Origin of the sequence: Methylorubrum sp. GM97 (assembly GCF_024347855.1) — a bacterium.
Classification (GTDB): Bacteria; Pseudomonadota; Alphaproteobacteria; order Rhizobiales; family Beijerinckiaceae; genus Methylobacterium; species Methylobacterium extorquens.
Window position 1 is genome coordinate 1799552 of the sequence record NZ_AP025942.1, and the last position, 23570, is coordinate 1823121.

The following is a 23570-nucleotide window of genomic DNA, read 5'->3' on the forward strand; positions in this document are numbered from 1 at the left end:
AACAGCCATGAACACGATCCGCTCTGCGGCCCTGATCGTCGCGCTCGCCCTGTCTCCCCTCGTGGCGCTCGCGGCGCCCGCACCCGAGCCGATGCGCTTCACCTCGCAATCGATCGAGATGCCCACCTCCGACCGGATCTTTCCGGACGGGCCAGGAGCCGAGGCGGTCAACAACAACTGCCTCGCCTGCCACTCGGCCGGGATGGTGCTGACCCAGCCCAAGCTCACGAAGGCGCAGTGGACCGAGACCGTGAACAAGATGGTCCACGTCTACAAGGCGCCGGTCGATCAGGCCGATGTGCAGACCATCGTCGATTACCTCGCGGCGTTGAAGCCCACGCCCTGAACTCCCGTATCCCGAGGCCGCCGCGCTTTTTCCGTCGGCCTCGGGGAATAGACCGCCCTCGCCGGCATCTCCTTGAGGCGATGCACGGCCTGACCGGTCCCGCACGACGCAATCCGATTTCGAACCCGCCCGCACGGCCGGCCCCAGGCCGCCGAACGAGGGCGCATGCCCGAGAGACACGCTTCATGACCCACGTCCGTACCAGCCTGCGCGCCCTCCTCGCCGGAGCCACCCTGCTCCTCACCCAGGGCCAGCCCGGGTTCGCCGCCGGCCTCGACGGCGCGATCAAGAACAACGCGCTGGCGCTGAATGCCGCCGGCACGGTCGCCGCGGTGTCGAACAGCGAGGAGAGCGCCGTCATCGTCTACGACGTCGCCAAGGGCACGGTGCTGCGCCGCCTCGACGGCTTCGTGACCCCGCGCAACATCGTGTTCGCACCGGACGGTGCCCGTTTCTACGTCTCCGACAGCGGCACCGGCCGAATCACGGTCTACGAGACCGCCACCGGCAAAGAAGCCGGCGTTCTTGCCGCCGGGCCCGGGGCCTTCGGCACCGTGCTCTCGGCCGACGGGACAAAGCTCTACGCCAACAACGAGGCCGCGAGCACGCTGACCGTGTTCGACACCAAGACCATGCTCGCCGACGCCGTGATCCCCGGTTTCGCGCAGCCGCGCCAGGGCGTGAAGCTGTCGCCGGACGGCAAGACCGTGTTCGTCACGAACTTCCTCGGCGACAAGATCACGTTGGTCGATACCGCCACCAACAAGATCACTGGCGAAATCGCCGGGTTCGACAAGCTGCGCGCCATCTCGATCACCAAGGACGGCAAGACGCTGTTTGCTGCCAACAGCGGCCGCAACACCATCGGCGTGGTGGATGTCGCCGCCCGCAGGGTCACGTCAGAAGTCGCGGTGGGCAAGGACCCCTACGGTGCCGCGCTGACCCCGGACGGGCGCTTCGTCTATGCGGGCAACCTCAAGGACAACTCGCTCTCGGTGATCGACACCGACACGCTCAAGGTCGTCGCCACGGTGACCGGCCTGAACGAGCCGCGCCAGGCGATCGCGTTCTCGTCCGACAACACTCACGCCTACGTCCTCAACCGCGACCTCAGCGTGGCCGTGGTCGACCGCGCGAAGAACGCGGTGGTTTCGACGATGAAGCCGTGAAGCGTCGCGCGTCGGGGGCCTTATCGGCGCCCGGCGCGTTCTCGATCTCGACACGTCGCGAACGCAGGACAAAGACCCCATGCTCGGCCTGTTCCAGCGCAAGGACCGCCTCATCGTCCACGGAAAGGCGCCCTACAACGCCGAGCCGCCGCTCGATCGCCTGCGGGCGGCCTTCCTGACTGATCAAGCCGACTTCTACGTCCGCAGCCACGGCGACATCCCGGACCTCGACGCCGACAGCTACCGCCTGACCGTCGACGGGATGGTTGCGACGCCCCTCGACCTCCCCCTCGCCGATCTCAAAGAACGCTTCGCGCCCGTCACCGTCACGGCGGTGATGCAATGCGCCGGCAACCGCCGGGCCGACATGCTGGCCGTGGCGCCGGTCTCCGGCGACCCGTGGGCGCCCGGTGCCATCGGTAATGCGGAATGGACCGGCGTGCGGCTCGCCGACGTGCTGCGCGCGGCCGGCATCGATGCGGATGATGAGCGCCACGTCGCCTTCGAGAGCCACGACCGGATCGCGGACACGGACACGCGCTTCGGTGCCTCGATCCCGCTCGCCAAGGCGCTGGCCCCCGAGACGCTGCTCGCTTTCGCGATGAACGGCGAGCCTCTCGCCCCCGAGCACGGCCATCCGTTGCGCGTGGTCGTTCCGGGATTTGCCGGTATCCGCAGCCCGAAGTGGCTCGCCCGCATCTCGGTTCAGGACCGGCCTTCCGACAACCCGATGCAGGCCGACGACTACAAGCTGTTTCCGCCCAACGTGACGGCCGAGACCGCCGACCCGGCCCACGGCATCACTATCGAGGCGATGCCGTTGAACAGCGCGATCTGCGAGCCCGCCCGCGGCGCGGCGTTGAAGGCCGGCCGGCACGCGATCCGCGGCTACGCCATCGCCAGCGACCGCGCGGTCGCCCGCGTCGACGTTTCGACGGATGGCGGCCGCAGCTGGGCGCAGGCCCGGATCGAGCGCGATGCCGACGCGCCCTACGCCTGGACGTTCTGGGAGATCGAGCGCGAGCTGACCGCCGGCGAGCACGAGCTCGCGGTGCGGGCCTGGGATTCCGCCGGCCAGACCCAGCCTGCGGCGCCGGACGACACCTGGAACTACAAGGGCTACCTCAGCGCCGCCTGGCACCGGGTGCGAGTGACGGTGGCCTGACCCTCACGCCCAGAGCAGGGCGGTGGCCGCGAGGCCGGAGATCGCGATGAGCAGGGCCGCAATCCCGACGGTGAGGAGGCGCGGCATCATCGGGATCTCGGAATGGGCGAGCCGTGCCCGGATCGCCCGGTCCCGCCATACGGCGCCGGCGAATGAGGCGAGCGCGCAGCCGATCAGCGTCAGCGACAATACCTTCAGCGGCCAGACCGCGAGCACCTCCCGCAGGAAGCGCTGCGCGGCGAGGCCGACGCCGAGGAACGCGAGCCCGGTGCGAAGCCACGCCACGAAGGTGCGTTCGGCCGCTAGAACCGTCCGATCCTCGGCGAGCCTCACCCGGGGATCGTCGGGGGGCACGGGTTTCGCGGGCTCGCTCATCCGGCATTCGCTGCCGCGATCAGGTGAAGCAGCGCGTCGGCGGCCCGGCTGCGGTAGCGCTCCTTGTGGCGCAGCACCCGGAACGGCCGGCTCGGCAAGTCGAACGCCGCCCGCATCAGGGTCCCGGCCCGAAGCGATGAAGCGACCACGGTTTCGGACAGTACGGCGGCCCCGCCCCCGGCCTCGACGGCAGCGCGGACCGCCTCGTTCGAGGGCAGTTCGAGCGTGACCCGAAGCTGGGCGGCTGCGAGGCCGGCCGCACCCAGGGCCGCCTCGAAGGCCGAGCGGGTTCCCGATCCCGCCTCGCGCAGCACCCAATCGACCCTGGCGAGGTTTTCGAGTTCGAGGTCGGTCGCCTCGGCGAAGGCATGGCCAGGGGCGACCACGAGGACCAGTTGGTCCTGGGCGATGGTCGTGCTCGCGAGCGTCGGGTCGTCCAGCGCCCCCTCAACAAAGCCGAGTTCGGCCTGCCCCGCGCGCACCGCATCGGCGGCCTCGGTGGTGTTGCCCACCGCCAACCGGATGGCGATCTCGGGGTAGGCCCGGCGGAAGGCGACGAGGTGGCGCGGCAGCCAGTCGCTGGCGATGGTCTGGCTGGCGTAGAGGGCCAGCGTCCCGCGTCGCATGCCGCTGAGGTCGGCAAGCACCAGTTCGGCAGCCTCGGCACGGGCGAGCACGGCGCGGGCCTCGACGAGGAACACGCGTCCCGCCTCGGTCAGCTCGATCCCGCGACCGACCCGGTGGAACAGCTTCGTTGCGTTTCGTCCCTCGATATTGGCGATCGCCGTGCTGACCGCCGACTGGACGAGGTTGAGCGCCTCGGCGGCCCGCGTCACGTGCTGCCGCTCGGCCACCGCCACGAAGATGCGGAGTTGGTCGAGGGTCATGGTTGCCGCGGCGGAACCGGCAATCCACGGATCTGCGCATCAACCGCCTGCGCGACGGTCAAAAGCCGCGCCTCGTCGGTGCGACCCGTGACGACGTAGGACATGCCGCCATCGACCCAGGAGAAGGCAGCCACATCGCCCTCGCGGGCGAAGCGGAACACCGTGCGGCCATCCGCATCGCCCACGCGGCTGTAGAGCGTCAGCCGGGTGCCTTGATCGTCATCGTACATCAGCATAGCGGCGGATTCGGAACCCGCCGGCAGCAGCCGGCCGCCCATCAGGCGGAAGCCGTAGGCCGTGAGGTCGGGGGTGGTCACCGCCCGGCCGAGGCGCTTCGAGAGCCACGTCACGAGGTGGGGCTTCTCGTCGGCGCGCACCTCCACCGGATGCACCGCCTCGACCACGTAGGTGCGGAAGGCCGCCACTGCGTCGTCGGTCGCCGGCTCGGTTCGCGCGAGCGTGACCGTGGGTACCTGCCGCATGGCATGGCCGAACCAGCCGGCGGCACCGCCGACCGCGAGGCAGAGCACGGCCGCAGCCGCGACCGGAAGCCAGCGCCCAGTTATCGGGCGATGTCGCGAGCGGATATTGGCCACCCGGAGCCGCGCCGGGATCGCCTCCTCGGCGATCGGCGCGAGGCGGGCACGCAAGCGCTCACGCAGGGCGCGATCCGCCGAGACCTCGGCCGCCCGCGCGGGGTTTCCCCTGAGCCATGCCTCGACCAGCGCCTGCCGCTCCGGTTCGAGACGACCGTCGATCAGGCCGTGCAGGTCGTCCTCGCCGACCGGGCGCGGATCCCCGCTCATTTCACTCTCCTCAACAAGCCGGTTCGGCCCGTTTCCAGAAAACTTCGCATCCGCTCTCGGGCTCGGCTTAACCGCGACATCACCGTGCCGAGCGGTACTCCGAGCACCTGCGCCGCTTCCGCATAGGACAGATCCTCGACAGCGACGAGCAGCAGCACCGAGCGCTGCTCCTCGGGCAGCGCGTCGAGCCCGGTGAGCACATCGCGGGCTCCCAACGCGGCTTCAGGGTCGGCACCCGGATCAGGCACGTGCTCCAAAGCCTCAGCGCCGACATCGATGCCGCGCCGGCCCCGGCGTCGAACAGTGCCGAGGAACAGGTTGCGCTCGATCGTGAACAGCCAGGCTCGCAGGTCGCCGTCGCGGCGACGTCCGGACCAGGCGGACAATGCCCGCTCCAGGGTATCCTGGACGAGGTCGTCCGCCGCTTCGCGGTCCCGCAACAGCGCGACGGCGTAGCGCCGCAACGCTGGGATCTGCGGTTCGATGAGGGCGGCGATCTCGTCCACGAGGCTTTACCGATCAGGGCTTGGCGATGTGCCATGCACCGTTGAGGAATCCGTCGCCGGTGACGTCGCCGGGCTTGGTGTCCTTGGCGAAGGTGTAGAGCGGCTTGCCCTTGTAGGCCCACTGCATTGTGCCGTCGTCCCGTGTCACCATCGTCCAGTCGCCACTAGCAGCCGAGCCGGAGGCGGCCATCAGTGCCGGCCAGTTGGCGGCGCAGGGGCCGTTGCACATCGACTTGCCGCCCATGTCCTTGTCGAAGGTGTAGAGGGTCATGCTCTTGGAATCGACGAGCGCCGGCCCCTTGGCGGTCTCGGCCGTCATCGCAGGCGCAGCGGCCTGAGCGGCCACGGCGGAGAAGGCGACGGCCGCGAGGGCGGTGCGGATCAGCATGGTGCGCATGAGTGAGGTCTCCGGCGGTCAACCATGACCGCATCGGGAGAGATGCCGAACGGGCGCGTCTATTCCACTGACATTTGGAAAAGATCGATCACATCGGCAGGGCCGCCAATTCGTCCCCGGCCAGGGAATAAAACCGTTTTCTCGGCATCTCTCCCCTCGACAACGAACAGGGAGGACGGCTCATGCGCGGAGCATTGGGATTTGCGCTCACGGCCGCCGTGATCGCCGGCGGCCTCGTCGGCGGCCGGATGATGATACCCCCGACGCTGGCCGCTGCCGAGCCGCCGGCCGTCGTCTCCGCGTCCTTCGACGCGATGATGGCGCAGTCGATGACGCGGATGCATGCCGACATGATGGTCCCGCCCTCGGGCGATCCGGACCGCGACTTCGCCGCGATGATGATCCCGCACCACGAGGGCGCGATCGCGATGGCCCGGGCGGAGCTGCTCTACGGCAAAGATCCGGTCCTGCGCCGCCTCGCGCAGGGGATTATCGTCGAACAGGGCCAGGAGATCGCGGTGATGCGCCGGGCGCTCGCCGATCTCCCTCCCGCGCCGGATTCGTCCGCCGCAGCCGCCCACCTTCACCACCCTGGCACGGCCCCTGCCGCCGAGATGCCTTCGGAGATCTGCCGATGAAGACCGCCCTCCCCCTCCTTGCGCTCGCGCTGCTCTCCGGCTCGGCTCTCGCCGGGCAGGCCCCGGGCGCAGCCTCCGCACCGGACGTGCCGGTCAGCGGCAGGGACCGGTTCTACACCTCGGACCAGTTCTCCAACACGGTCTCGGTGGTCGATCCCGCCGCCAACGTCCTGCTCGGCGTGATCCGGCTCGGCGACCCGACGCCGATGAACCTGAGCCCGCTCTATCACGGCCAGCTCCTCGTCCACGGCATGGGCTTCTCGCCCGACCACAGGACGCTGCTCGCGGTCTCGATCGGTTCGAACTCCGTGAGCTTCATCGACACGGCGACCAACACGGTCCGCCACACGGCCTATGTCGGCCGCGCGCCGCACGAGGCCTTCTTCACGCCGGACGGCCGGGAGGTCTGGGTGAGCGTGCGCGGCGAGGACTACATCGCCGTACTCGATGCCGCGACCGCCAAGGAGACGCGCCGGATCACCGTGCCGAACGGGCCCGGCATGACGATCTTCTCGCCGGACGGCGCCTACGGCTATGTCTGCTCCAGCTTCAGCCCCGAGACTGTGGTGATCGACACGAAGACCCACACCATCGTCGGTCGCGTGAAGCAGGAGAGCCCATTCTGCCCCGACATCGCCGCGACACCGGACGGCAAGCAGGTGTGGTTGACCCTCAAGGATGTCGGCCGGACCCAGGTGTTTTCGGCGCGTCCGCCCTTCGCGCCGCTGAAGACCATCGAGACTGGGCCGATCACCAACCACGTCAACATCGTCTCGACCAAGGCCGGCCAGTTCGCCTACGTGACGATCGGCGGCCTGAACCAGGTCAAGGTGTTCCGCACCGACGACTTCACCCAGGTCGCCACCATCCCGACCGGCGCCCTGCCGCACGGGCTCTGGCCCTCGGGCGACGGCAGCCGCGTCTATGTCGGCCTGGAGAACGCCGACAAGGCGGCGGTGATCGACACCGCATCGAACACGGTGATCGCCGAGGTGCCGATCGGCCAGGGGCCGCAGGGCGTGGCCTACGTCCCGAACGCCGTGCCGGAGGGGGACGGAAAGCAGAACCTCCAGCCGCTGGGCGCCGCCGGCAAGACCAGCGCGCTGACGCTCGCGAGCACCGATGGCAAGCCGGCGACGCAGGTGACCCTCTTCGACCAGGGCGTGTTGCAGACGCTGCAGGCCGCGGTCACGGGACTACCCGCGAAGATGCCGTTCGTGCTGGCGCTGGCCGCCGATCCGAAGGGGGCCGCCGGCCTGGAGCCGCTCGCCGCCTTCATGACCAACCCGGCCGGCGCGGCCATCGTCAACGCGATCGGCCCGATCCGCCAGATCACCCGCACGGATGCCGGTGCGAGCCGGCGCTACCTCGTGGTGGTCTCGGGCAAGCCCGGCGAACTCGGCGGCGTCGTCCAGATGCAGACCGTGGATTGAACGGGCGGCCTCACGAGCGCGGGAAGCGGGAATCCGAGAGCATGCGTTCGCAGCGCGCGTCCGGCTGCGACGTCTGCTTTCAAGGCCGCCATTGGATTGCTTCTATGACCGAGTAGGGTCGATTTCAGAAGGTCTGTTCATGGACAGCTTTTCATAGAAGCGAAGGTCGCCACCACGCCTACGGCGTGATCCAGTTCTGACTTAGAGCCCAAGCTTACGCGTATCCGCGTCGAATTCGCGGGAGACACTGGACGGGCGACCATCAGATTATGATGTGGCCGATTTGAGCCATCGGGTTGGGCCAGCTTGCAGACACCTAAACGTGACAACCGCCCCACTTTTTCCCGTCACCCGGGTCAAGCCCCATTCCGTCGAGAACGCCTAAAGTTGCTTGTCCTAGCGGCATCCGGCCCCGCAGATCTCAATCTCAACGGCAATGCACGCCACGTCGCCCCACTAGGTCGTGACTTCGAACTCCACTTCTGGACAAAGGGCGTGGCCAGGCTGAACCGTATCGCATTACGGATAGCGCTACCCGGCATGCGTTACCCTCGGAGTCGCACGCGGCCTGCGCGTTGACGCCCCGCTAAGGCTTTCGTCCGGAGTGCCCATCATCGCGGCATCGGCTGCGGCGGGTGCCCATTCGCTCGGGAACGTACGACCCTCAAGTCTTCGTCGGCATGGACAGGAAGCTCGTCGCCATCGCCATCGGCATGGGCAACGGCGGCGGCGCCCAGCACACCTACACCATGCGCCTCCTCACCCATCGCCTCGGGGTGCTGCCGGTCGCCGAGACCATCCACGAAGCCTGCATCGATCCCACGACCCTGACGGGACAAACCCTCCACGACCACCGCGGCAAGGGCCGTTTCACGGGACCGTGTTCGCCCCGGCACGCACCCCCCTGGGTTCGCCGAACCCATCGACATCCGCACCTGAAGGGTGGCGGGACCATCGTCGAGGAACAGGTCGTTCGCGACGAGGAAACGATGGTCCATATCGATGCGGTCCTGAACTGCCCGCTCCCGGTCGAGGGCAAAAAGTCCACGCTTTTGGTGGCGCTGTACGGGACGGGCTCCAAGCTGACCTGGAACCGGGAGCCACAAGGCCAAGGCAGCGCCTGGCGCCCAGGTCGAGGAGGTCGTCGGCGGCATCAACGAGGGTGGCCTGTAGGGTATCATCGAGATGGGCAGTCAACGCAGCGTTGCAGCCCGACGCGGCGGGCCACAGCCTTTGGAATTGGACCGCCGCGCGACCGGACGGATGCGGTCGAATTCCAAAGGCCAGGAAGAACTTTCTGCGGCGGGTCCCGCCGCGGCTTTGACGCCTAGCGAGCGTACCCGGACCAGGGTAGACCCCGAACGACGTTGACGAGGATGACTTGATGACCATGGACGGCGCCGGGGTCCTGACCAGGACGCTCACGGAAGACGAGGCCGCCATCCTCGATGCCTGGAACACTGCTCTTCGGGAGGGCGCCTCCCTGCAGGGTGGCCGCATCCGTGAGGCCGAGCTCCGGACCCAGGCAAAGGCCGTGCTCGGCCAACTCCGGGACGCTCTCGCCTCGAACAGCCTCGATGCCGACGGCGAGGGCTTCGCACCGCTGCGCGAGACGCTCGCCGACATCTCACGGTCGCGGGCGATCCAAGGTTTTACGCCCACCGACACCGCCAACTTCGTGTTCTCGCTCAAGGAGCCGATCTTCGAGGCACTGAGGCGGAGCGCCGACGTGGACGCGTCGACGCTGGCGGCCGGCGTGTGGGCGGCCGGCAAGGTGCTCGACCGGCTCGGCCTGCATACCATGGAGGTGTTCCTGGCCAGCCGCGAGGAGGTCATCGGGCGGCAGGGACAGGAGATCGCCGAGCTCTCCACCCCGGTGGTACGCCTCTGGGACGGCATTCTCGCCTTGCCGCTCATCGGCACCCTCGACAGCGCCCGCACCGGCGTCGTGATGGAGAACCTGCTCCAGGCCATCGTCGACGAGGAGGCCGAGATCGCCATCATCGACATCACCGGTGTGCCCACCGTGGACACCCTGGTGGCCCAGCACCTCCTCAAGACCGTCGCCGCGGCCCGCCTGATGGGCGCCGATTGCATCGTGTCCGGCATCCGCCCCCAGATCGCACAGACCATGGTCCACCTCGGCGTCGAGCTCAACGTCGTCTCGAAGGCGACCCTGGCGGACGCCTTCGCCGTCGCCCTCAAGCGCACCGGCCGCAAGGTGGTGCGCCAGCAAGCCCCGGCCGAGGAGCGCCGCTGAACCCATGGACCGCATCCCGATCCTCAAGCTGGGCGGCGCGCTCATCGTTTCCATCCAGGTCGACATGCACGACCGCCTCGCGCTCGCCCTGGAGGAGGACCTGACGGCGATGATCGCGCGCACCGGCGCGCGCGGCGTGCTCATCGAGATCTCGGCGCTTGAGATCGTCGATTCCTTCATCGGTCGCATGCTGGTGAGCATCGCGGCGGTCTCGCGCGTCCTCGATGCCGAGACGGTGGTCGCGGGGATGCGCCCGGCGGTGGCCATCACCCTGGTCGAGCTCGGGTTGGAACTCACCGGCATCAAGACCGCACTGAACGTCGAGCGGGGCATGGCTCTGATCCAGGCCCGGCTCTCCGAGGAGGACGACGGGCACGGGAGCGACCGTGACCGTCACGAGGACTGAGACCTTACCCGTCCGATCCGGTGACGACGTCGTCCGCGTGCGCCAGCGCGTACGCGCGCTCGCCGTGGAGATCGGCCTCGGCCTCGTAGACCAGACCAAGATCATCACTGCGGCGAGTGAACTCGCTCGGAACACCCTCGATTACGGTGGTGGCGGCGACGTCCTCCTTGAGACCCTGCAGGCTGGGATCCGCAAGGGCCTGCGCCTGACCTTCGAGGACCAAGGACCGGGCATCGCCGACATCGCGCAGGCGATGACCGACCATTACACCTCCGGAGGGGGGCTCGGGCTGGGGCTCGGCGGAGCCAAGCGGCTTTCGAACGAGTTCCACATCGAGTCGACGCCCGGTTCAGGCACGCGCGTGACCATCGCGCGGTGGAAGTAGCCATGGACCGGGTCACCATCACGGAGGCAAGCCAGGTGGCCGAGGCGCGGCGGCGTGCCGTGGCCGCGGCGCAGGCCATCGGGTTCGACGAAACCGCGGCTGGACGGGTGGCCCTCGTCGTCACCGAACTCTCCACCAACATCGTGAAGTACGGGGTGCCGGGCGAGATCCTGGTCGGCACCTATGAGGACGCGACGGGCTCGGGCGTCGAGATCCTGGCGCTGGACAAGGGCCCGGGCTTCTCGGACCTGGGCTCGGCCTTGCGCGACGGCCACTCCACCGGCGGCAGCGCCGGCGAGGGCCTCGGAGCCGTGCGTCGGTTGTCAGACGCCTTCGACATCGCGTCCCGGCCCGGCACAGGCACTGCTGTGCTGGCCCGCCTATCGGGCGTCCGGCCGGCCACGGCTGATGGGACCGCGGCCTTCGGGGCCGTCACGGTGCCTCTGAGGGGCGAGACAGCCAACGGCGACGCCTACGCCGTGCGCGAGCGGCCGGATGGATGGACCGCCATCGTGGCGGACGGCCTCGGCCATGGACCGGAGGCCGCCAAGGCGTCGCAGGAAGCCTTGAGCCTATTCCATCACCATCGGGACAAGCCTCCCGGCGCGATCCTGTCCGCCATCCATGCTGGACTGCCGCAGACCCGAGGCGGTGCGGTGTCCGTAGCTAGCTTAAACCGGGACGCCGGCATCCTCACGTTCGCGGGCATCGGCAACGTCCTGGGAGCCGTTGTCTCCGGCGCAGTGACCAAGCGCACGGTCAGCCTTGCCGGAACGGCCGGACATGCGGCCCGGCGCATCCAGGAGTTCGAATACCCGATGCGGCGGGATGACGTGTTCGTCCTGTGCTCGGACGGGATCGCGACCGGATGGTCCCTGGATGCCTATCCCGGCATCGCTGCGGCCCACCCGTCGCTCGTCGCCGGGTTGATCTACCGCGACTTCGCCCGCGCCCGCGACGATGCCACCGTGCTCGTCGTGCGGGGTGACGCATCATGAGATGGCCACTCCTCGCCACCAGCGTCGAGCACGAGGACGACATCGTCACCGTGCGCCAGCGCGTGCGCAGGCTGGCGGAACACCTCGGTTTCGGCATCCAGGACCAGACGCGGATCGCCACCGCGGTGTCCGAGATCGCGCGCAACGCCTACGGCTACGCCGGCGGCGGCAGGGTCGAGTACGGCCTCGACGAGGAGAATGGCGGCCAATCCCTGGTCATCCGCGTGATCGACAAGGGCCCCGGCATCCCGCACTTGGATGAGATCCTCGAAGGCCGCTACCGCTCGACGACGGGCCTGGGCATCGGCATCACCGGCTCCCGCCGGTTGATGGACCGCTTCGAGATCGAGACCGACCCGGGCAAGGGCACGGTCGCCACCTTCGCCAAGCGGCTGCCGTCCGGCACGGAATCCTTCACGGGAAAGCGGCTCGCGACCCTCGCCGAGGACGTCGCCCGTGCGCGGACCGAGGAACCGCTGGTCGCGCTGCGCGAGCAGAACCGCGAGCTCCTGCGCAGCCTCGCCGAGCTGGCCGAGCGCGAGGAGGAGGCGCAGCGCCTCAACCGGGAACTCGCCGAGACCAATCGCGGCGTCGTCGCCCTCCACTCCGAGTTGGAGGCCCAGGCCGAGCGGCTGCGAGAGGTCGGGGCCTCGCTGGAAACCCAGGTCGCCGCGCGGACGGCCGAGCTCGCGGAAGCGAACGCGCGGTTGCTCGCCGAGGCGGTCGAGCGCGAGCGCATGGAACAGGACCTGCGGCAATCGCAGAAGCTTGAGGCCGTGGGCCAACTCACCGGCGGCGTCGCGCACGACTTCAACAACCTGCTGACCATCATCCGCTCCTCCGTGGACTTCCTGCGTCGCCCCGACCTGCCCGAGGAGCGGCGCAAGCGATACATGGATGCGGTCTCCGACACGGTCGACCGAGCGGCCAAGCTGACCGGTCAGCTCCTGGCCTTCGCGCGCCGGCAATCCCTCAGGCCCGAGGTGTTCGACGCCGGCGAGCGCCTGCGTGGCGTCGCCGACATGCTCGACACCATCACCGGAGCCCGCATCCGCCTCAGGGTCGAGGTTCCGGACGCGGCCGCGCTGGTGCGCGCCGACATCAACCAGTTCGAGACGGCGGTCGTGAACGCCGCGGTCAATGCGCGGGACGCCATGGACGGCGTGGGCACGCTGACGATGCGTGTGCTCGCCGGGCAGCCCATGCCCTCCATCCGGGGGCACGGCGGATCGCGGGGGCCGTTCGTGGCCGTCTCCCTGACCGACAGCGGCTCGGGCATCCCAGCCGACGTCCTCGGGCGCATCTTCGAGCCCTTCTTCACGACCAAGGCCGTCGGCCGCGGCACGGGGCTCGGGCTCTCCCAGGTGTTCGGCTTCGCCAAGCAGTCGGGCGGCGACGTCGACGTGGCGAGCGCGGTGGGAGAGGGTACGACCTTCACGCTGTACCTGCCCGAGGTCTCGGACGGGCCGTCCCAGATGCCCATCCCCGACCGCGATGCCGGGGTGGCGCCCTCCGGCCAGGGCCAACCGGTGCTGCTGGTCGAGGACAACCTTGAGGTCGGGCGCTTCTGCGCCCAAATCCTGGAGGACCTCGGCTACGCGCCCGTATGGGTCGTCAACGCCGAGGAGGCGCTCGAACGACTAGGCACAGATGGCGCGGGCTTCCGGGCCGTCTTCTCCGACGTTGTCATGCCCGGCATGGGCGGCATCGAGCTCGCGAAGGCGCTCCGCATTCGCATTCCCAACCTGCCGGTGGTGCTGGCCTCTGGCTACAGCCATGTCCTGGCGCGTGAGGACAGCCACGGCTTCGAGCTCCTGCACAAGCCGTACTCGGCCGCGCAGATCGGACGGGTCCTGGGACGGGTCATCGCCGCCTCGCCACCCCCCGTCCGCAACCGAGGACGGGTCCCATGACACGCCGCCCGAAGGCACCGGCCGGCCTCGCCGGCCGCGGACGCCTCGACGCCCTCGACGGCTACGCCGTCCTCGACACCGCGCCCGAGCCAGGCTTCGACGGCATCGTCATTTTGGCACGCGCCATTTGTGCCGCCCCGGTCGCGTTGGTGAGCCTCGTGGCCGACGGGCGGCAATGGTTCAAGGCGCGCTCCGGCTTCCCCGAATGCGGGACCGACCTCGATGCCTCGGTCTGCAAGCACGTGCTCGGCAGGCGCGACCTGCTCGTGATTTCCGACCTGTCGTGCGACGCCCGGACCGCCGGGAACCCCCTCGTGACCGGGGAGCCGCACCTGCGCTTCTACGCGGGCGCTCCCTTGGTGACACCGGACGGGCATGGGCTGGGCTCGGTCTGCGTCATCGACACCGAGCCGCGTCCGCTCGGCCTCACCGAGGAGCAGCGGGAGTGTCTCCAGGTCCTCGCCGGTCTGGTCATGACCCAGCTCGAAATGCGGCGATCCCTCGCGGCGATGGCTCAACCATGAACTCGCATCGGTCGGCGTCCGGCGGGGCGCGGCTTCCCGGTCCCGAGCAGGCGTCCGTGCACGAGGACGGAGCCTGTGCTCCCCCGTTCCTCTCAGGCGGCGGCGCGATGGGGGCGCTGATGCGCGGCCACGACTGGTCCGCGTCCCCGCTCGGATCCCCGACGACCTGGCCGGCGGCCCTGCGCATGGGCGTCAGCCTGATGCTGAACTCGGCCTTCCCGATGTTCATCGCCTGGGGCCCTGGCCTGGGCTTCCTCTACAACGACGCCTACGTCGAGATCCTCGGCGCCAAGCACCCGTGGTCCCTGGGACGCCCGTTCGAGACGGTCTGGTCCGAGATCTGGGACGACATCCGTCCCCTCGTCGAGCGGGCCATGGCCGGTGCGGCCACGTTCATGGAGGACCTGCCCCTCGTCATGATGCGTAACGGGTATCCGGAGGACGTGTGGTTCACGTTCTCCTACTCGCCCATCCGCGGCGAGGACGGCGCGGTGCAGGGGATGTTCTGCGCCTGCACCGAGACGACCGCGAAGGTGAAGCAGGAACGCCGCAGCGCCTTCCTGCTGGCTCTCGGCGATGCCCTTCGCGTCCACGACGACCCGGATGTGCTGATCGAGATGGCCTGCGGCATGCTCGGCCGGCATCTCGGCACGCAGCGTTGCGGCTTCGGCGAGGCCGATGCCGACGGGGTCCACTATAGGGTCGAGCGCGACTGGACCGACGGCACCATGCCGAGCCTCGCCGGAATCCACCGTATGGCCGATTTCGGCGAGGCGGTGGTGGGGGAACTGCGCGCCGGCCGAAGCCTCCGGGTCGACGATGTCGCTTCCGACCCGCGCACGACGGCCCACGCGGCGGCCTACGAGGAGGTCGGCGCCTCGCGGGCTGTCCTATCCGTGCCGTTGGTCGTGGAGGGACGCCTGTGGGCGTCGGTGTTCGTCACCAGTCCACCCCGCGTCGCTGGTGCGACGAGGACGAGGCTCTGGTGCGCGACGTCGCCGGGCGGATACACACCGCCCTGCTGCGCGCGCGGGCGGAGGCCGCTCTCGCCGATGGTGCCAGGCGCCTCGAAGAGTCTCTAGCGGCGACGCAGGAGAGCCGGACCCGGCTCTCCGTCGCGCTGGACGTCGCGCGGCTGGGCACCTTCGACTGGAACACGGCCACGGGCGAGGTCGTGATGGACGCGCGCAGCCGCGAGATCTCCGGGCTGCCACCGGAAGTCGCCATCTCCCAGGATGACGTCTTCGCCCGCATTGCGCCCGAAGAGCTCGCCGACGTGCTCGCCACGGCGCAGGCCGGCTTCCGGAACGGCGCGCGCATCGATACCGGCTACACGGTCGTCCTGCCCGGCGGCAGTCGCCGTTCGGTCCTCAGCGCCGGCCATCCGGTCGACGACGCCTCCGGCCACCGCCACATGGTCGGCATCTTCAACGACATCACCGCCCTCAGGCAGGCCGAGGCGGACCTGCGGCAGGCGAACCAGACGTTGGAGCAGCGGGTCGAGGAGCGCACCGGCGCGCTGATGGCCGCGGAGGAGGCCCTGCGGCAGTCCCAGAAGCTGGAGGCAATCGGGCAACTCACCGGTGGCGTCGCTCACGATTTCAACAACCTGCTCACCGTGATCAAGTCGTCGACCGACCTTCTGAAGCGCCCCGACCTCGCCCCGGAACGCCGCGCCCGCTACGTGGGGGCCATCTCCGACACCGTGGACCGGGCCGCCAAGCTGACCGGACAGTTGCTTGCCTTCGCCCGCCGTCAGGCCCTGAAGCCGGAGACGTTCGCCGTCTGCGACAGCGTGCGGGCGCTTTCCGACATGATGGGCACGCTGACCGGCTCGCGCATCCAGATCGTGACCGACCTGCCGGACAGGACTTGCTTCGTCCATGCCGACCCGAGCCAGTTCGACACGGCGCTCGTCAACATGGCCGTCAACGCCCGCGACGCCATGGACGGCGAGGGGCGGCTCGCCATCCGCGTACGGCCGGTCGAGACGATGCCGGCGATGCGGTCCCACCCGGCCGTCCCGGGCGCGTTCGTGGCCGTGTCGATCAGCGACACCGGCAGCGGCATCCCGGCCGAGCGGCTGGAAAGGATCTTCGAGCCGTTCTTCACCACCAAAGGCGTCGGCCAGGGCACGGGGCTCGGACTGTCCCAGGTGTTCGGTTTCGCCAAGCAATCGGGCGGCGAGGTGACGGTCGAGAGCGAGGTCGACCGGGGGACCACCTTCACCCTCTACCTGCCGCGCGTCTCGGAGGCGGGGAAAGGGTCCGACACCGGCGAGCCCGAACCTCTCATGGACGGCCACGGGACCTGCGTGCTCGTGGTCGAGGACAATGCCGAGGTGGGCACCTTTGCGGTCCAGACCCTGACCGACCTGGGCTACGTGACGGTGCTCGCCGGCAACGCCGCGGAGGCCCTTGCGCAACTCGCCGAGGACGCGGACCGGTTCGACGTGGTGTTCTCGGACGTCGTGATGCCTGGCATGAACGGCATCGACCTCGCGCATCGCATCCGCGAGGAGCATCACGACCTGCCGGTGCTGCTCGCCTCGGGCTACAGCCACGTCCTGGCGCAGAACGGCACCTACGGTTTCGAACTGCTGCACAAGCCGTATTCGGTCGAGCAGCTCTCGCGGTTGCTGCGCAAGGTCGCCACTTGGCAACGCCGCAAGCGCATCCTGGGCGCCTAGCCGTCCTCGGCCTCAAACGGCGACGCTTCCTTAAAAGACGCGCAATCGCGGTAGAGCGTGGTACGACGTAACTGCGAGCGCGCATGTGACCCCAGGTCATCGGCGTTCGAGCAAGCTCCGCGAGACGCGACCCGACCCGGGGCGCGGGCAGGCGGCGGACCCCGTCAACATGTCGAAGCGTATCGTCGCGCGCGCCAACCTCCTCGTCTTCGGCGTGCTGCTCGCCATCCTCGCCCTCGTCGGGGTCGTGACGTGGGAGCGCCTGAACGCCACGCGGGAGGCGCGGGAGTGGTCGCAGCACAGCTACCGCGTGCTGGCCGCGATGAAGGATCTAGGCATCGCCCTGCGCGATGCCGAGACCGGCCAGCGGGGTTACATCATCACCGGCAAGGACGACTATCTCGCGCCCTACGATTCCGCGCGCGACCGCCTCGGCGTCCTTCAGGGCGAGCTCCTGAAGCTCACGGCGGACAACCCCGTGCAGCAGGACCGCCTGCGCGCCCTCGCCCCTGTCATCCAGCACAAGCTGGAGGAGCTCGCCCAGACGGTGCAGTTGCGCCGCGACGTCGGGATCGAGGCGGCACGGCGCCTCGTCAACACAGATGCCGGCCGCGGCTTCATGAAGGAGGCGGAGGAGACGCTCGCGGCCATGCTCGGCGAGGAGGAAGCGCTGCTCGCCCGGCGCCTCGGAGAGAACGACGCGCGCGCCGCCTGGGTCCGGTGGACAACGTTGGGCGGATCGCTTCTCGCCGTGCTGACCCTTCTCTGGGCCGCCCGCCTCCTGAACCAGGCGTGGTCGCGCTCGTACCTGACCGAGGCCGAGCAGCGCACCCAGGCGCTTCGGCTCCGGACGACGCTCGACAGCCTCAGCCAGGGCGTGGCGGTGTTCGCGCCGGACCGCACGCTGACGAACTGGAACGCCTGCTTCCTGGTGTTGCTCGACCTGCCGAAGGCGATGGTGCGGCCGGGCGCGTCCTACGCCGCCTTCGCGGAACACACCGCCGAGGCGGGCGGGCCTGCGCTGGAGACGTGGGACCAGGTTCGACACGGCAGCAATGCGCCACGGGAGGCGACCGTGTACGAGCGCACGCGCGCCGACGGCCACCACCTGGAGATCCGCCGCACCACGATGCCCGACGGCGGTTTCGTCCTTACCATCTCGGACATGACCAAGCGCGCCCAGGCCGAGGGTGTCCTTCGGGAAGCACAGAAGATGCAGGCCATCGGCCAGTTGACCGGCGGCATCGCGCACGACTTCAACAACCTGCTGCAGGTCATCCTCGGAAACCTTGAGTTCGTCCGGGCGAAGCTCGACGGCGACGGCAAGCTGCAGTCTCGGATCGAGCGCGCCGCCTGGGCCGCCCAGCGCGGGGCGACGCTCACGGGCCAGCTCCTGGCCTTCGCCCGCAAGCAACCCCTGGCCCCGGCCGCCATCGACCTCGCGGCGACCATGCCGGACCTGGTCCCCCTCCTGCGTCGGACGCTCGGCGAGCACATCGAGGTGCGCTATGTCGAGAGCGCCGGCCTCTGGCCGGCGATGGCCGACCCGGCGCAATTGGAGAGCGCCGTCCTGAACCTCGCGCTCAACGCCCGGGACGCCATGCCGGGCGGGGGCCGGCTCACCATTGAGATCGGCAACAAGGTCCTCGACGACGCCTACGCCCGCGACCACGCCGAGGTCGCGGCCGGCGACTACACGATGCTTGCGGTCTCGGACACCGGGCATGGCATGACGCCGGACGTGGTTCGGCGGGTGTTCGAGCCGTTCTTCACGACCAAGCCGGACGGAAAGGGCACGGGGCTCGGCCTCGCGATGGTGTTCGGCTTCGTCAAGCAGTCGGGCGGCCACGTGAAGATCTACTCGGAGCCAGGCGAGGGAACGACCGTGAAGATCTATCTGCCGAGGGCGGTCGGCGCCTTGGTGGCAATCGGGCAACGGAGCGCGCCGCCCGTCGATCTCCCTCGCGGCTCGGCGACCGTGCTGGTGGTCGAGGACGAGGCGGCGGTCCGTGAGATCGCCTGCGCGATCCTCTCAGACCTCGGCTACCGCGTGCTGGAGGCCGCCGATGGCGAGGAGGCCCTGCGGGTGTTCGGGGACAACGCGGCCGCCATCGACCTGCTGCTGACCGACGTGATCCTGCCGGGCAAGGTGAAGGGACGCGACCTCTCCGAGCGCATCCAGGCGCTCAGGCCGAAGGTGAAGGTGCTCTTCATGTCGGGCTACACCGAGAACTCCATCGTCCACCACGGTCGTCTCGACGACGGCGTGCAACTCATCGGGAAGCCGTTCAAGCGTGAGCAACTCGCCCGTAAGGTCGCCGAAACGCTCGGGGCCGAGTTCGCCCCGGTCGCCGAGGCCGGAAACGTCGTGGCGTTGCGTCCCAGGCCTGACGCCTAGCCTAGCCGGTCAGGCGGAACCGGCGGACAAGGGCATCCGCACGGAGACCCGTAGCCCGTCGGGCGCGAAGTCCACGTCGACCTCCGCCCCGGTCTGGGGAGCCAGCACCTTCTTGAGCAGGCGGTGGCCGAAGCCGTCGCGCGTGGGATGGGGGGCGGGCGGGCCGTCGTGCTCGCTCCAGGTCCAGAGCAAGGTGCGCCCGGCAGGCCCGTCCTCGACCTTCCAGGCCACGTCGAGCCGGCCTCCCGGAGCCGCGAGGGATCCGTGCCGCAAGGCATTGCTCGTCAGTTCGTGCAGCGCCATGCCGACCGGCACGGCAAGCTCCGACGGCAGCACGACTCTGGGGCCGCCCAGGGTCAGGCGCCCCCGCTCGTCGTAGGGGTCGAGCTCGGCCCGCAGCAGCGCCTCGAACGACGCCGCCTGAGCCAAGTCCTCCGTGATGAGGGCATGGGTCCGGGCGAGCGAGCCGATCCGGCCGGAGAAGGCCCGCGTGAACTCCGCGACGGTGGGGGAGGATCGCGCGGTGGCGTTCACCACGGCCTGGACGGTGGCCAACGTGTTCTTCACCCGGTGGTGCAGCTCGCGCACCATCAGCGCCTGCCGGTCCTCGCCGGCGCGCCGTGCGGTGATGTCGCGCTGCGCCGAGACCCAGTGGGTGATGCAACCGCCGGCATCCTTCAGCGGGGTGATCAGCCACTCCACCATGTAGGTCGAGCCATCCTTCCGGTAGTTCAACGCCTCGCCTTGGAACGGTTCGCCGGCGAGCAATGCGGCCCGCATACGGTCGATTACGGCCCGGTCCGTTCCAGGCCCTTGCAGGAGGCGCGGCGTCAGGCCGACGACCTCATCCGCCTCGTAGCCGGTCATGCGGCTGAAGGCCGGGTTCGTGTATTCGATGCGGGGACCCGGATCTTCGAGCTCCGCCGATGTGATGACGATGGCCTCCCCGGAAGCCTCGACGGCGGCGCGAAGCAACCTCGGGTCCGCGGTCCCCTGACCCGTCTTGTCTCGCACGACTTACCCATCCTTCAGGATCAGCCGTCGTAGGGCGGCTCCCGAGTTCGTCCGCCCGAAACTGGTCGCACGTTTCCTAACCTACGGCGATAACCAGGGTTGCCGCGCCCCTTCGCCCCAGCCTGGTCCAAGGGGAAGGCGCTAGCGAGGGCTGGGCTTGGTCAGGCAGTCGCGAGGCGCCGCGGCGCACATCGCGACCGGGCGTTCTGCCGCCGTCACGCCGCTGCCTCGTCGCCGGCCTCCTGCATGGAGGCGAGCGGCGCTTCGAGCCGGCAGACGAGGCCGATCGGGGCGTAGGTGAGCCTGACCTCGCCGCCGACCTCGGCAGCGAAGCTGCGCTCGATCAGGCGCGAGCCGAAGCCGCGCCTTGACGGCTGCGCCAGGATCGGGGGGCCGCCCTGCTCGGACCAGGACAGGCGGAAGCGGGGCTCGCCCGCCTCGTGGACCACGTGCCAGCGCAGGTCCACCGTGCCGGAATCGTTCGAGAGCGCCCCGTACTTGGCCGCGTTGGTGGCGAGCTCATGCAGGGCCAAAGCCAGGGCCAGGGCCGGCTTGGCGGCCAGCGCCACGTCCGGGCCGCTGGAACGGATGCGGGAGGCGCCGGAGCCCCGGTGGACCGCCAGGGCCCCCTCGACGACCTCGGCGATGGGCGCCTGGGTCCAACTCGCCTGGGTCAGGATGTCGTGGGCGCGCCCGAGCGAGATCAGGCGTTCGGCGAAGGCCTCGCGCGCCGCGCCGAGGTCGGATGCGTTGCGGAAGGTCTGGCTGGCGATTGCCTGGACCAGCGCGAGGGTGTTCTTCACCCGATGCTGAAGCTCGCCGGTGAGCAGGCGCTGATGCTCCTCGGCCTGCTTGCGCCGCGTGATGTCGAGCATGGCCCCGATCATCCGCACCGCCTGACCGGTCCCGTTCCGGATGACGTAACCTCGGTCGAGGATGTCGGCGTATGAGCCGTCCGCACGCCGGAAGCGGTACTCGTCCGCCCAGGCCGTGCCGACGCCGTCAATGACCGCGTGGATGGATTGGTCGACGCGGGCGCGGTCATCGGGATGGATGTGGGCGATCCACCAATCGCCGGTCGGCTCGACCGCATCCGGGGCATGCCCGTGCGCCTCCCCAAGCGCCTCGTTCCAGAGGACATGGTTGGTGGCGAGGTTCCAGTCCCAGATCGCGTCGTTGGTGGCGCGGGCGGCGAGGCGGTAGCGCTCCTCGGCTTCGCGCAGGGCCTGCTCGGCGCGACGGCTCTGGGTGACGTCCCGCGTCGTGCCGATGAAGCGCAGCGTGCGGCCGCCCTCGAAGAAGGCCTGTCCCTTGGCCGCCACCCAGCGTTCGATGCCGTCTTCGAGACCGACGACGCGGAAGGCGATGTCGTAGGTGCCGGGACCATCCGGGTCGATGGCAGCCTTCACCGCCGCGTCGACCCAGTCCCGGTCGTCGAAGTGAAGGCCGGCGAGGAATACGTCGTAGCTCACCGGCGCGTCGGGCGGCAGGCCGAACAGGGCGCGGGTGCGCGCGTCCCAGACCAGCGTGTCCGAGACGAGATCGTAGTCGAAGATCCCGATCCCGGTGGACCCGACCGCCAAGCGCAACTGTTCCCGCGCCCGGACCAGGTCGTCCTCGGCCTGGCGGCGGTCGTGGATGTCGCTGTCGCTGCCCAGCCAGCCGACCACCGCACCGGCGCCGTCCCGCATCGGTTCGGCCCGGATCAGGAACCAACGGTACTCGCCGTCGTGGCGGCGCAGCCGAGCCTCCGTATCGTAGAGGACCTCGTTCGTGCGGGCATGCTCCCAAACGTCCAGCAGGCGCTGCAAGTCGTCCGGATGGATGACCTCGCCCCAGCCGAGCGGCAGCGCCTGCTCCGGGGTCTGGCCGGTGTAGGCGTACCAGCGGTCGTTGAGGTAGCTGAGGCTGCCGTCAGGGTTGCCGAACCAGATGATGGCCGGGGCGAGCTCGGTGAGCGTCTTGAACCGCTCCTCGGCGAACTTGCGCTCATGGATGTCGATGGAGGTGCCGATCCAACTGCGTGCCGAGCCGTCCGCGCCATGCACGGGCTGGGCCCGGGACAGGAACCAGCGGTACTGCCCGTCGGCTCGGCGCAGGGGGAACTCGACCTCGTAGGGCCGCCCCGATCCGGACGCGGCCAGCCAGGCCGCGCGGGTCGCCTCGCGGTGGTCGGGGTGGATCGCCCCCAACCAGATCGCCTCGCCGGTCTCGCCGGCAGGCAGGCCCGTGTAATCGTACCAGTAGGCGTTGCAGTAGGTGACGTTGCCCGCCTCGTCGCCGAACCAGACCACCTGCGGGCTGACCTCGACCAGCGACCGGTAACGCATCTCGCTCGCCTCCAGGGCGGCGCCGCTCTCGCGCTGCTCGGTGCGGTCGCGAAGGATCTTGAGGAAGCCGATGGTCTCGCCTGCCTCGGTCCTGAGCGGCATCATCTCGCCGGAGGCCCAGAACCGGCTGCCGTCCTTGCGCATGTGCCATCGCTCGTCCGAGGCGCTGCCGTGCTCAAGCGACAGCCGCATCTCGGTCCCGGCCCGGTCCCGGGCGCGGTCCTCAGGCGTGAAGAACGCCTCGACCGTCCGCCCGAGCATCTCGGCCTCGGTCCAGCCCAGGATGCGCTCGGCGCCCAAGTTCCAGCGGGTGACCAGTCCTTGCGGGTCGGTCGCGACGATGGCGTAATCCGTGGCGCTGTCGAGGATGCGCTCGTGTAGCAGGCGCTGCTCCGCCTGCTCCCGCAACGAGCGGCGCAACTCCATCTGCCCCATGGCCTGGCGGGCGAGTCGCATCAGGCCCCGGCGTTGCCGTTCCGCGAGTTCGTGCGGTTTGGTGTCGAGGACGCAGACCGTGCCGACCGGATGCCCTTCCGCGGTCCTCATAAGGGCGCCGGCATAGAAGCGCAGGCCGGGCTCGCCCGTCACCAGCGGGTTGCCCTCGAAGCGCGGGTCGAGCGACGCATCGCGAACGCACAGGAACTCCTCCTGCAGAAGCGCCTGCCGGCAAAAGGAGGTCTCCAGCGGGGTCTCGCGCACACCGAGCCCGACCTCGGCCTTGAAGAACTGGCGGCCGTCGCCGACGAGGTTCACCACCGCGATGGGCGTCTCGCAAAGGTCGGCGGCGGCTTCGGCGATATCGTCGAAGTCCCGTTCGCGTGGGGTGTCGAGCAGGCGGTAGCGTGCGAGGGCGCGGAGGCGGGCAGCCTCATCCCCGCCGGTACAGGCACGGTCCTCGTCGCGGGGGGCGCTGTATCCGTGGGGTGCCATC

Annotated in this window: 22 protein-coding genes; 14 read left to right on the forward strand and 8 right to left on the reverse strand. The window is 69.5% G+C overall.

Translation table 11 applies throughout. The annotated features are described in order from the left end of the window. The first annotated feature begins 7 nt into the window (after nucleotides 1-7). The 3 genes from MSPGM_RS08435 (at nucleotide 8) to MSPGM_RS08445 (ending at nucleotide 2680) form a co-directional block, all read left to right on the forward strand. Nucleotides 8-346 (forward strand): c-type cytochrome, encoded by a 339-nt coding sequence (locus tag MSPGM_RS08435; protein WP_261926298.1) that lies wholly within the window; start codon nucleotides 8-10, stop codon nucleotides 344-346. Between the two features lie 185 nt (nucleotides 347-531). Then, nucleotides 532-1515: a beta-propeller fold lactonase family protein gene (locus MSPGM_RS08440; RefSeq protein WP_261926299.1), complete on the forward strand. Its 984-nt coding sequence runs from the start codon at nucleotides 532-534 to the stop codon at nucleotides 1513-1515. Nucleotides 1516-1594: 79 nt separating this feature from the next. Further along, nucleotides 1595-2680, forward strand: a complete 1086-nt coding sequence (locus MSPGM_RS08445) for a molybdopterin-dependent oxidoreductase (RefSeq protein ID WP_261926300.1) — start codon at nucleotides 1595-1597, stop codon at nucleotides 2678-2680. Between the two features lie 3 nt (nucleotides 2681-2683). On the opposite strand, the gene MSPGM_RS08450 is transcribed toward MSPGM_RS08445, so the two are convergent. From MSPGM_RS08450 to MSPGM_RS08470, 5 genes are read right to left on the reverse strand one after another with little or no spacing between them, the layout of a single operon-like run. Continuing rightward, nucleotides 2684-3055, reverse strand: a complete 372-nt coding sequence (locus tag MSPGM_RS08450) for a YidH family protein (RefSeq protein WP_244031885.1) — start codon at nucleotides 3053-3055, stop codon at nucleotides 2684-2686. Then, nucleotides 3052-3942: a LysR family transcriptional regulator gene (locus tag MSPGM_RS08455; protein ID WP_261926301.1), complete on the reverse strand. Its 891-nt coding sequence runs from the start codon at nucleotides 3940-3942 to the stop codon at nucleotides 3052-3054. The genes MSPGM_RS08450 and MSPGM_RS08455 overlap by 4 nt, the downstream gene beginning before the upstream one ends. Further along, on the reverse strand, nucleotides 3939-4748 hold the full coding sequence (locus tag MSPGM_RS08460; protein WP_261926302.1) for an anti-sigma factor family protein: 810 nt from the start codon (nucleotides 4746-4748) through the stop codon (nucleotides 3939-3941). The genes MSPGM_RS08455 and MSPGM_RS08460 overlap by 4 nt, the downstream gene beginning before the upstream one ends. Then, nucleotides 4745-5254, reverse strand: coding sequence for an RNA polymerase sigma factor (locus MSPGM_RS08465; protein ID WP_261926303.1), 510 nt, complete (start codon nucleotides 5252-5254; stop codon nucleotides 4745-4747). The genes MSPGM_RS08460 and MSPGM_RS08465 overlap by 4 nt, the downstream gene beginning before the upstream one ends. Nucleotides 5255-5267: 13 nt before the next feature. Beyond that, nucleotides 5268-5651 carry a hypothetical protein gene (locus tag MSPGM_RS08470; RefSeq protein WP_261926304.1) on the reverse strand — a complete coding sequence of 128 codons (384 nt, stop codon included), beginning with the start codon at nucleotides 5649-5651 and terminating at the stop codon, nucleotides 5268-5270. 182 nt (nucleotides 5652-5833) lie between these two features. Here MSPGM_RS08470 and MSPGM_RS08475 point away from each other — a divergent pair, with 182 nt between their 5' ends. Both MSPGM_RS08475 and MSPGM_RS08480 read left to right on the forward strand, forming a co-directional pair. Next, nucleotides 5834-6289 carry a DUF305 domain-containing protein gene (locus tag MSPGM_RS08475; RefSeq protein ID WP_261926305.1) on the forward strand — a complete coding sequence of 152 codons (456 nt, stop codon included), beginning with the start codon at nucleotides 5834-5836 and terminating at the stop codon, nucleotides 6287-6289. Next, a complete protein-coding gene (locus MSPGM_RS08480; protein WP_261926306.1) occupies nucleotides 6286-7722 on the forward strand; it encodes a YncE family protein in 1437 nt (478 codons plus the stop codon). Before MSPGM_RS08475 ends, MSPGM_RS08480 begins: the two co-directional genes overlap by 4 nt. 611 nt (nucleotides 7723-8333) lie before the next feature. Here the strand turns inward: MSPGM_RS08480 and MSPGM_RS08485 are convergent. Further along, nucleotides 8334-8720, reverse strand: a complete 387-nt coding sequence (locus tag MSPGM_RS08485; RefSeq protein WP_261926307.1) for a hypothetical protein — start codon at nucleotides 8718-8720, stop codon at nucleotides 8334-8336. 386 nt (nucleotides 8721-9106) lie between these two features. Here MSPGM_RS08485 and MSPGM_RS08490 point away from each other — a divergent pair, with 386 nt between their 5' ends. The 9 genes from MSPGM_RS08490 to MSPGM_RS08535 all read left to right on the forward strand — a co-directional run bounded on the left by MSPGM_RS08490 (nucleotide 9107) and on the right by MSPGM_RS08535 (nucleotide 19295). Then, entirely contained in the window at nucleotides 9107-9982 is an 876-nt protein-coding gene (locus tag MSPGM_RS08490; RefSeq protein ID WP_261926308.1) for an STAS domain-containing protein, read from the forward strand. Nucleotides 9983-9986: 4 nt separating this feature from the next. Then, nucleotides 9987-10388 carry an STAS domain-containing protein gene (locus tag MSPGM_RS08495; RefSeq protein WP_261926309.1) on the forward strand — a complete coding sequence of 134 codons (402 nt, stop codon included), beginning with the start codon at nucleotides 9987-9989 and terminating at the stop codon, nucleotides 10386-10388. Continuing rightward, nucleotides 10369-10773, forward strand: coding sequence for an anti-sigma regulatory factor (locus tag MSPGM_RS08500; protein WP_261926310.1), 405 nt, complete (start codon nucleotides 10369-10371; stop codon nucleotides 10771-10773). The genes MSPGM_RS08495 and MSPGM_RS08500 overlap by 20 nt, the downstream gene beginning before the upstream one ends. Nucleotides 10774-10775: 2 nt before the next feature. Next, a complete protein-coding gene (locus MSPGM_RS08505; RefSeq protein ID WP_261926311.1) occupies nucleotides 10776-11771 on the forward strand; it encodes an ATP-binding protein in 996 nt (331 codons plus the stop codon). Next, nucleotides 11768-13684 carry an ATP-binding protein gene (locus MSPGM_RS08510; RefSeq protein ID WP_261926312.1) on the forward strand — a complete coding sequence of 639 codons (1917 nt, stop codon included), beginning with the start codon at nucleotides 11768-11770 and terminating at the stop codon, nucleotides 13682-13684. Before MSPGM_RS08505 ends, MSPGM_RS08510 begins: the two co-directional genes overlap by 4 nt. Continuing rightward, nucleotides 13681-14208, forward strand: a complete 528-nt coding sequence (locus MSPGM_RS08515; RefSeq protein WP_261926313.1) for a GAF domain-containing protein — start codon at nucleotides 13681-13683, stop codon at nucleotides 14206-14208. Before MSPGM_RS08510 ends, MSPGM_RS08515 begins: the two co-directional genes overlap by 4 nt. A 56-nt stretch (nucleotides 14209-14264) precedes the next feature. Continuing rightward, nucleotides 14265-15290 carry a GAF domain-containing protein gene (locus MSPGM_RS25490; protein ID WP_410007707.1) on the forward strand — a complete coding sequence of 342 codons (1026 nt, stop codon included), beginning with the start codon at nucleotides 14265-14267 and terminating at the stop codon, nucleotides 15288-15290. Continuing rightward, on the forward strand, nucleotides 15194-16897 hold the full coding sequence (locus MSPGM_RS08530) for an ATP-binding protein (protein WP_261926314.1): 1704 nt from the start codon (nucleotides 15194-15196) through the stop codon (nucleotides 16895-16897). Before MSPGM_RS25490 ends, MSPGM_RS08530 begins: the two co-directional genes overlap by 97 nt. Nucleotides 16898-17066: 169 nt before the next feature. Continuing rightward, complete coding sequence (locus MSPGM_RS08535) at nucleotides 17067-19295, forward strand: CHASE3 domain-containing protein (protein WP_261926315.1); 2229 nt, start codon at nucleotides 17067-17069, stop codon at nucleotides 19293-19295. A gap of 9 nt (nucleotides 19296-19304) precedes the next feature. Here MSPGM_RS08535 and MSPGM_RS08540 read toward each other — a convergent pair whose 3' ends face one another. Both MSPGM_RS08540 and MSPGM_RS08545 read right to left on the reverse strand, forming a co-directional pair. Next, nucleotides 19305-20270, reverse strand: coding sequence for an HWE histidine kinase domain-containing protein (locus MSPGM_RS08540; RefSeq protein WP_261926316.1), 966 nt, complete (start codon nucleotides 20268-20270; stop codon nucleotides 19305-19307). 254 nt (nucleotides 20271-20524) lie between these two features. Then, nucleotides 20525-23569, reverse strand: coding sequence for a PAS domain S-box protein (locus MSPGM_RS08545; protein WP_261926317.1), 3045 nt, complete (start codon nucleotides 23567-23569; stop codon nucleotides 20525-20527). Nucleotide 23570 lies beyond the last annotated feature (1 nt).

What these genes read in the sequence shown, in the direction of transcription:
- MSPGM_RS08450 (WP_244031885.1), bottom strand. Translation starts at nt 3,055, where the DNA reads ATGAGCGAGCCCGCGAAACCCGTGCCCCCCGACGATCCCCGGGTGAGG.
- MSPGM_RS08495 (WP_261926309.1), top strand. Translation starts at nt 9,987, where the DNA reads ATGGACCGCATCCCGATCCTCAAGCTGGGCGGCGCGCTCATCGTTTCC.
- MSPGM_RS08510 (WP_261926312.1), top strand. Translation starts at nt 11,768, where the DNA reads ATGAGATGGCCACTCCTCGCCACCAGCGTCGAGCACGAGGACGACATC.
- MSPGM_RS08475 (WP_261926305.1), top strand. Translation starts at nt 5,834, where the DNA reads ATGCGCGGAGCATTGGGATTTGCGCTCACGGCCGCCGTGATCGCCGGC.
- MSPGM_RS08440 (WP_261926299.1), top strand. Translation starts at nt 532, where the DNA reads ATGACCCACGTCCGTACCAGCCTGCGCGCCCTCCTCGCCGGAGCCACC.
- MSPGM_RS08455 (WP_261926301.1), bottom strand. Translation starts at nt 3,942, where the DNA reads ATGACCCTCGACCAACTCCGCATCTTCGTGGCGGTGGCCGAGCGGCAG.
- MSPGM_RS08515 (WP_261926313.1), top strand. Translation starts at nt 13,681, where the DNA reads ATGACACGCCGCCCGAAGGCACCGGCCGGCCTCGCCGGCCGCGGACGC.
- MSPGM_RS08470 (WP_261926304.1), bottom strand. Translation starts at nt 5,651, where the DNA reads ATGCGCACCATGCTGATCCGCACCGCCCTCGCGGCCGTCGCCTTCTCC.
- MSPGM_RS08505 (WP_261926311.1), top strand. Translation starts at nt 10,776, where the DNA reads ATGGACCGGGTCACCATCACGGAGGCAAGCCAGGTGGCCGAGGCGCGG.
- MSPGM_RS08535 (WP_261926315.1), top strand. Translation starts at nt 17,067, where the DNA reads ATGTCGAAGCGTATCGTCGCGCGCGCCAACCTCCTCGTCTTCGGCGTG.
- MSPGM_RS08435 (WP_261926298.1), top strand. Translation starts at nt 8, where the DNA reads ATGAACACGATCCGCTCTGCGGCCCTGATCGTCGCGCTCGCCCTGTCT.
- MSPGM_RS08485 (WP_261926307.1), bottom strand. Translation starts at nt 8,720, where the DNA reads ATGGACCATCGTTTCCTCGTCGCGAACGACCTGTTCCTCGACGATGGT.
- MSPGM_RS08545 (WP_261926317.1), bottom strand. Translation starts at nt 23,569, where the DNA reads ATGGCACCCCACGGATACAGCGCCCCCCGCGACGAGGACCGTGCCTGT.
- MSPGM_RS08460 (WP_261926302.1), bottom strand. Translation starts at nt 4,748, where the DNA reads ATGAGCGGGGATCCGCGCCCGGTCGGCGAGGACGACCTGCACGGCCTG.
- MSPGM_RS08490 (WP_261926308.1), top strand. Translation starts at nt 9,107, where the DNA reads ATGACCATGGACGGCGCCGGGGTCCTGACCAGGACGCTCACGGAAGAC.
- MSPGM_RS08480 (WP_261926306.1), top strand. Translation starts at nt 6,286, where the DNA reads ATGAAGACCGCCCTCCCCCTCCTTGCGCTCGCGCTGCTCTCCGGCTCG.
- MSPGM_RS08445 (WP_261926300.1), top strand. Translation starts at nt 1,595, where the DNA reads ATGCTCGGCCTGTTCCAGCGCAAGGACCGCCTCATCGTCCACGGAAAG.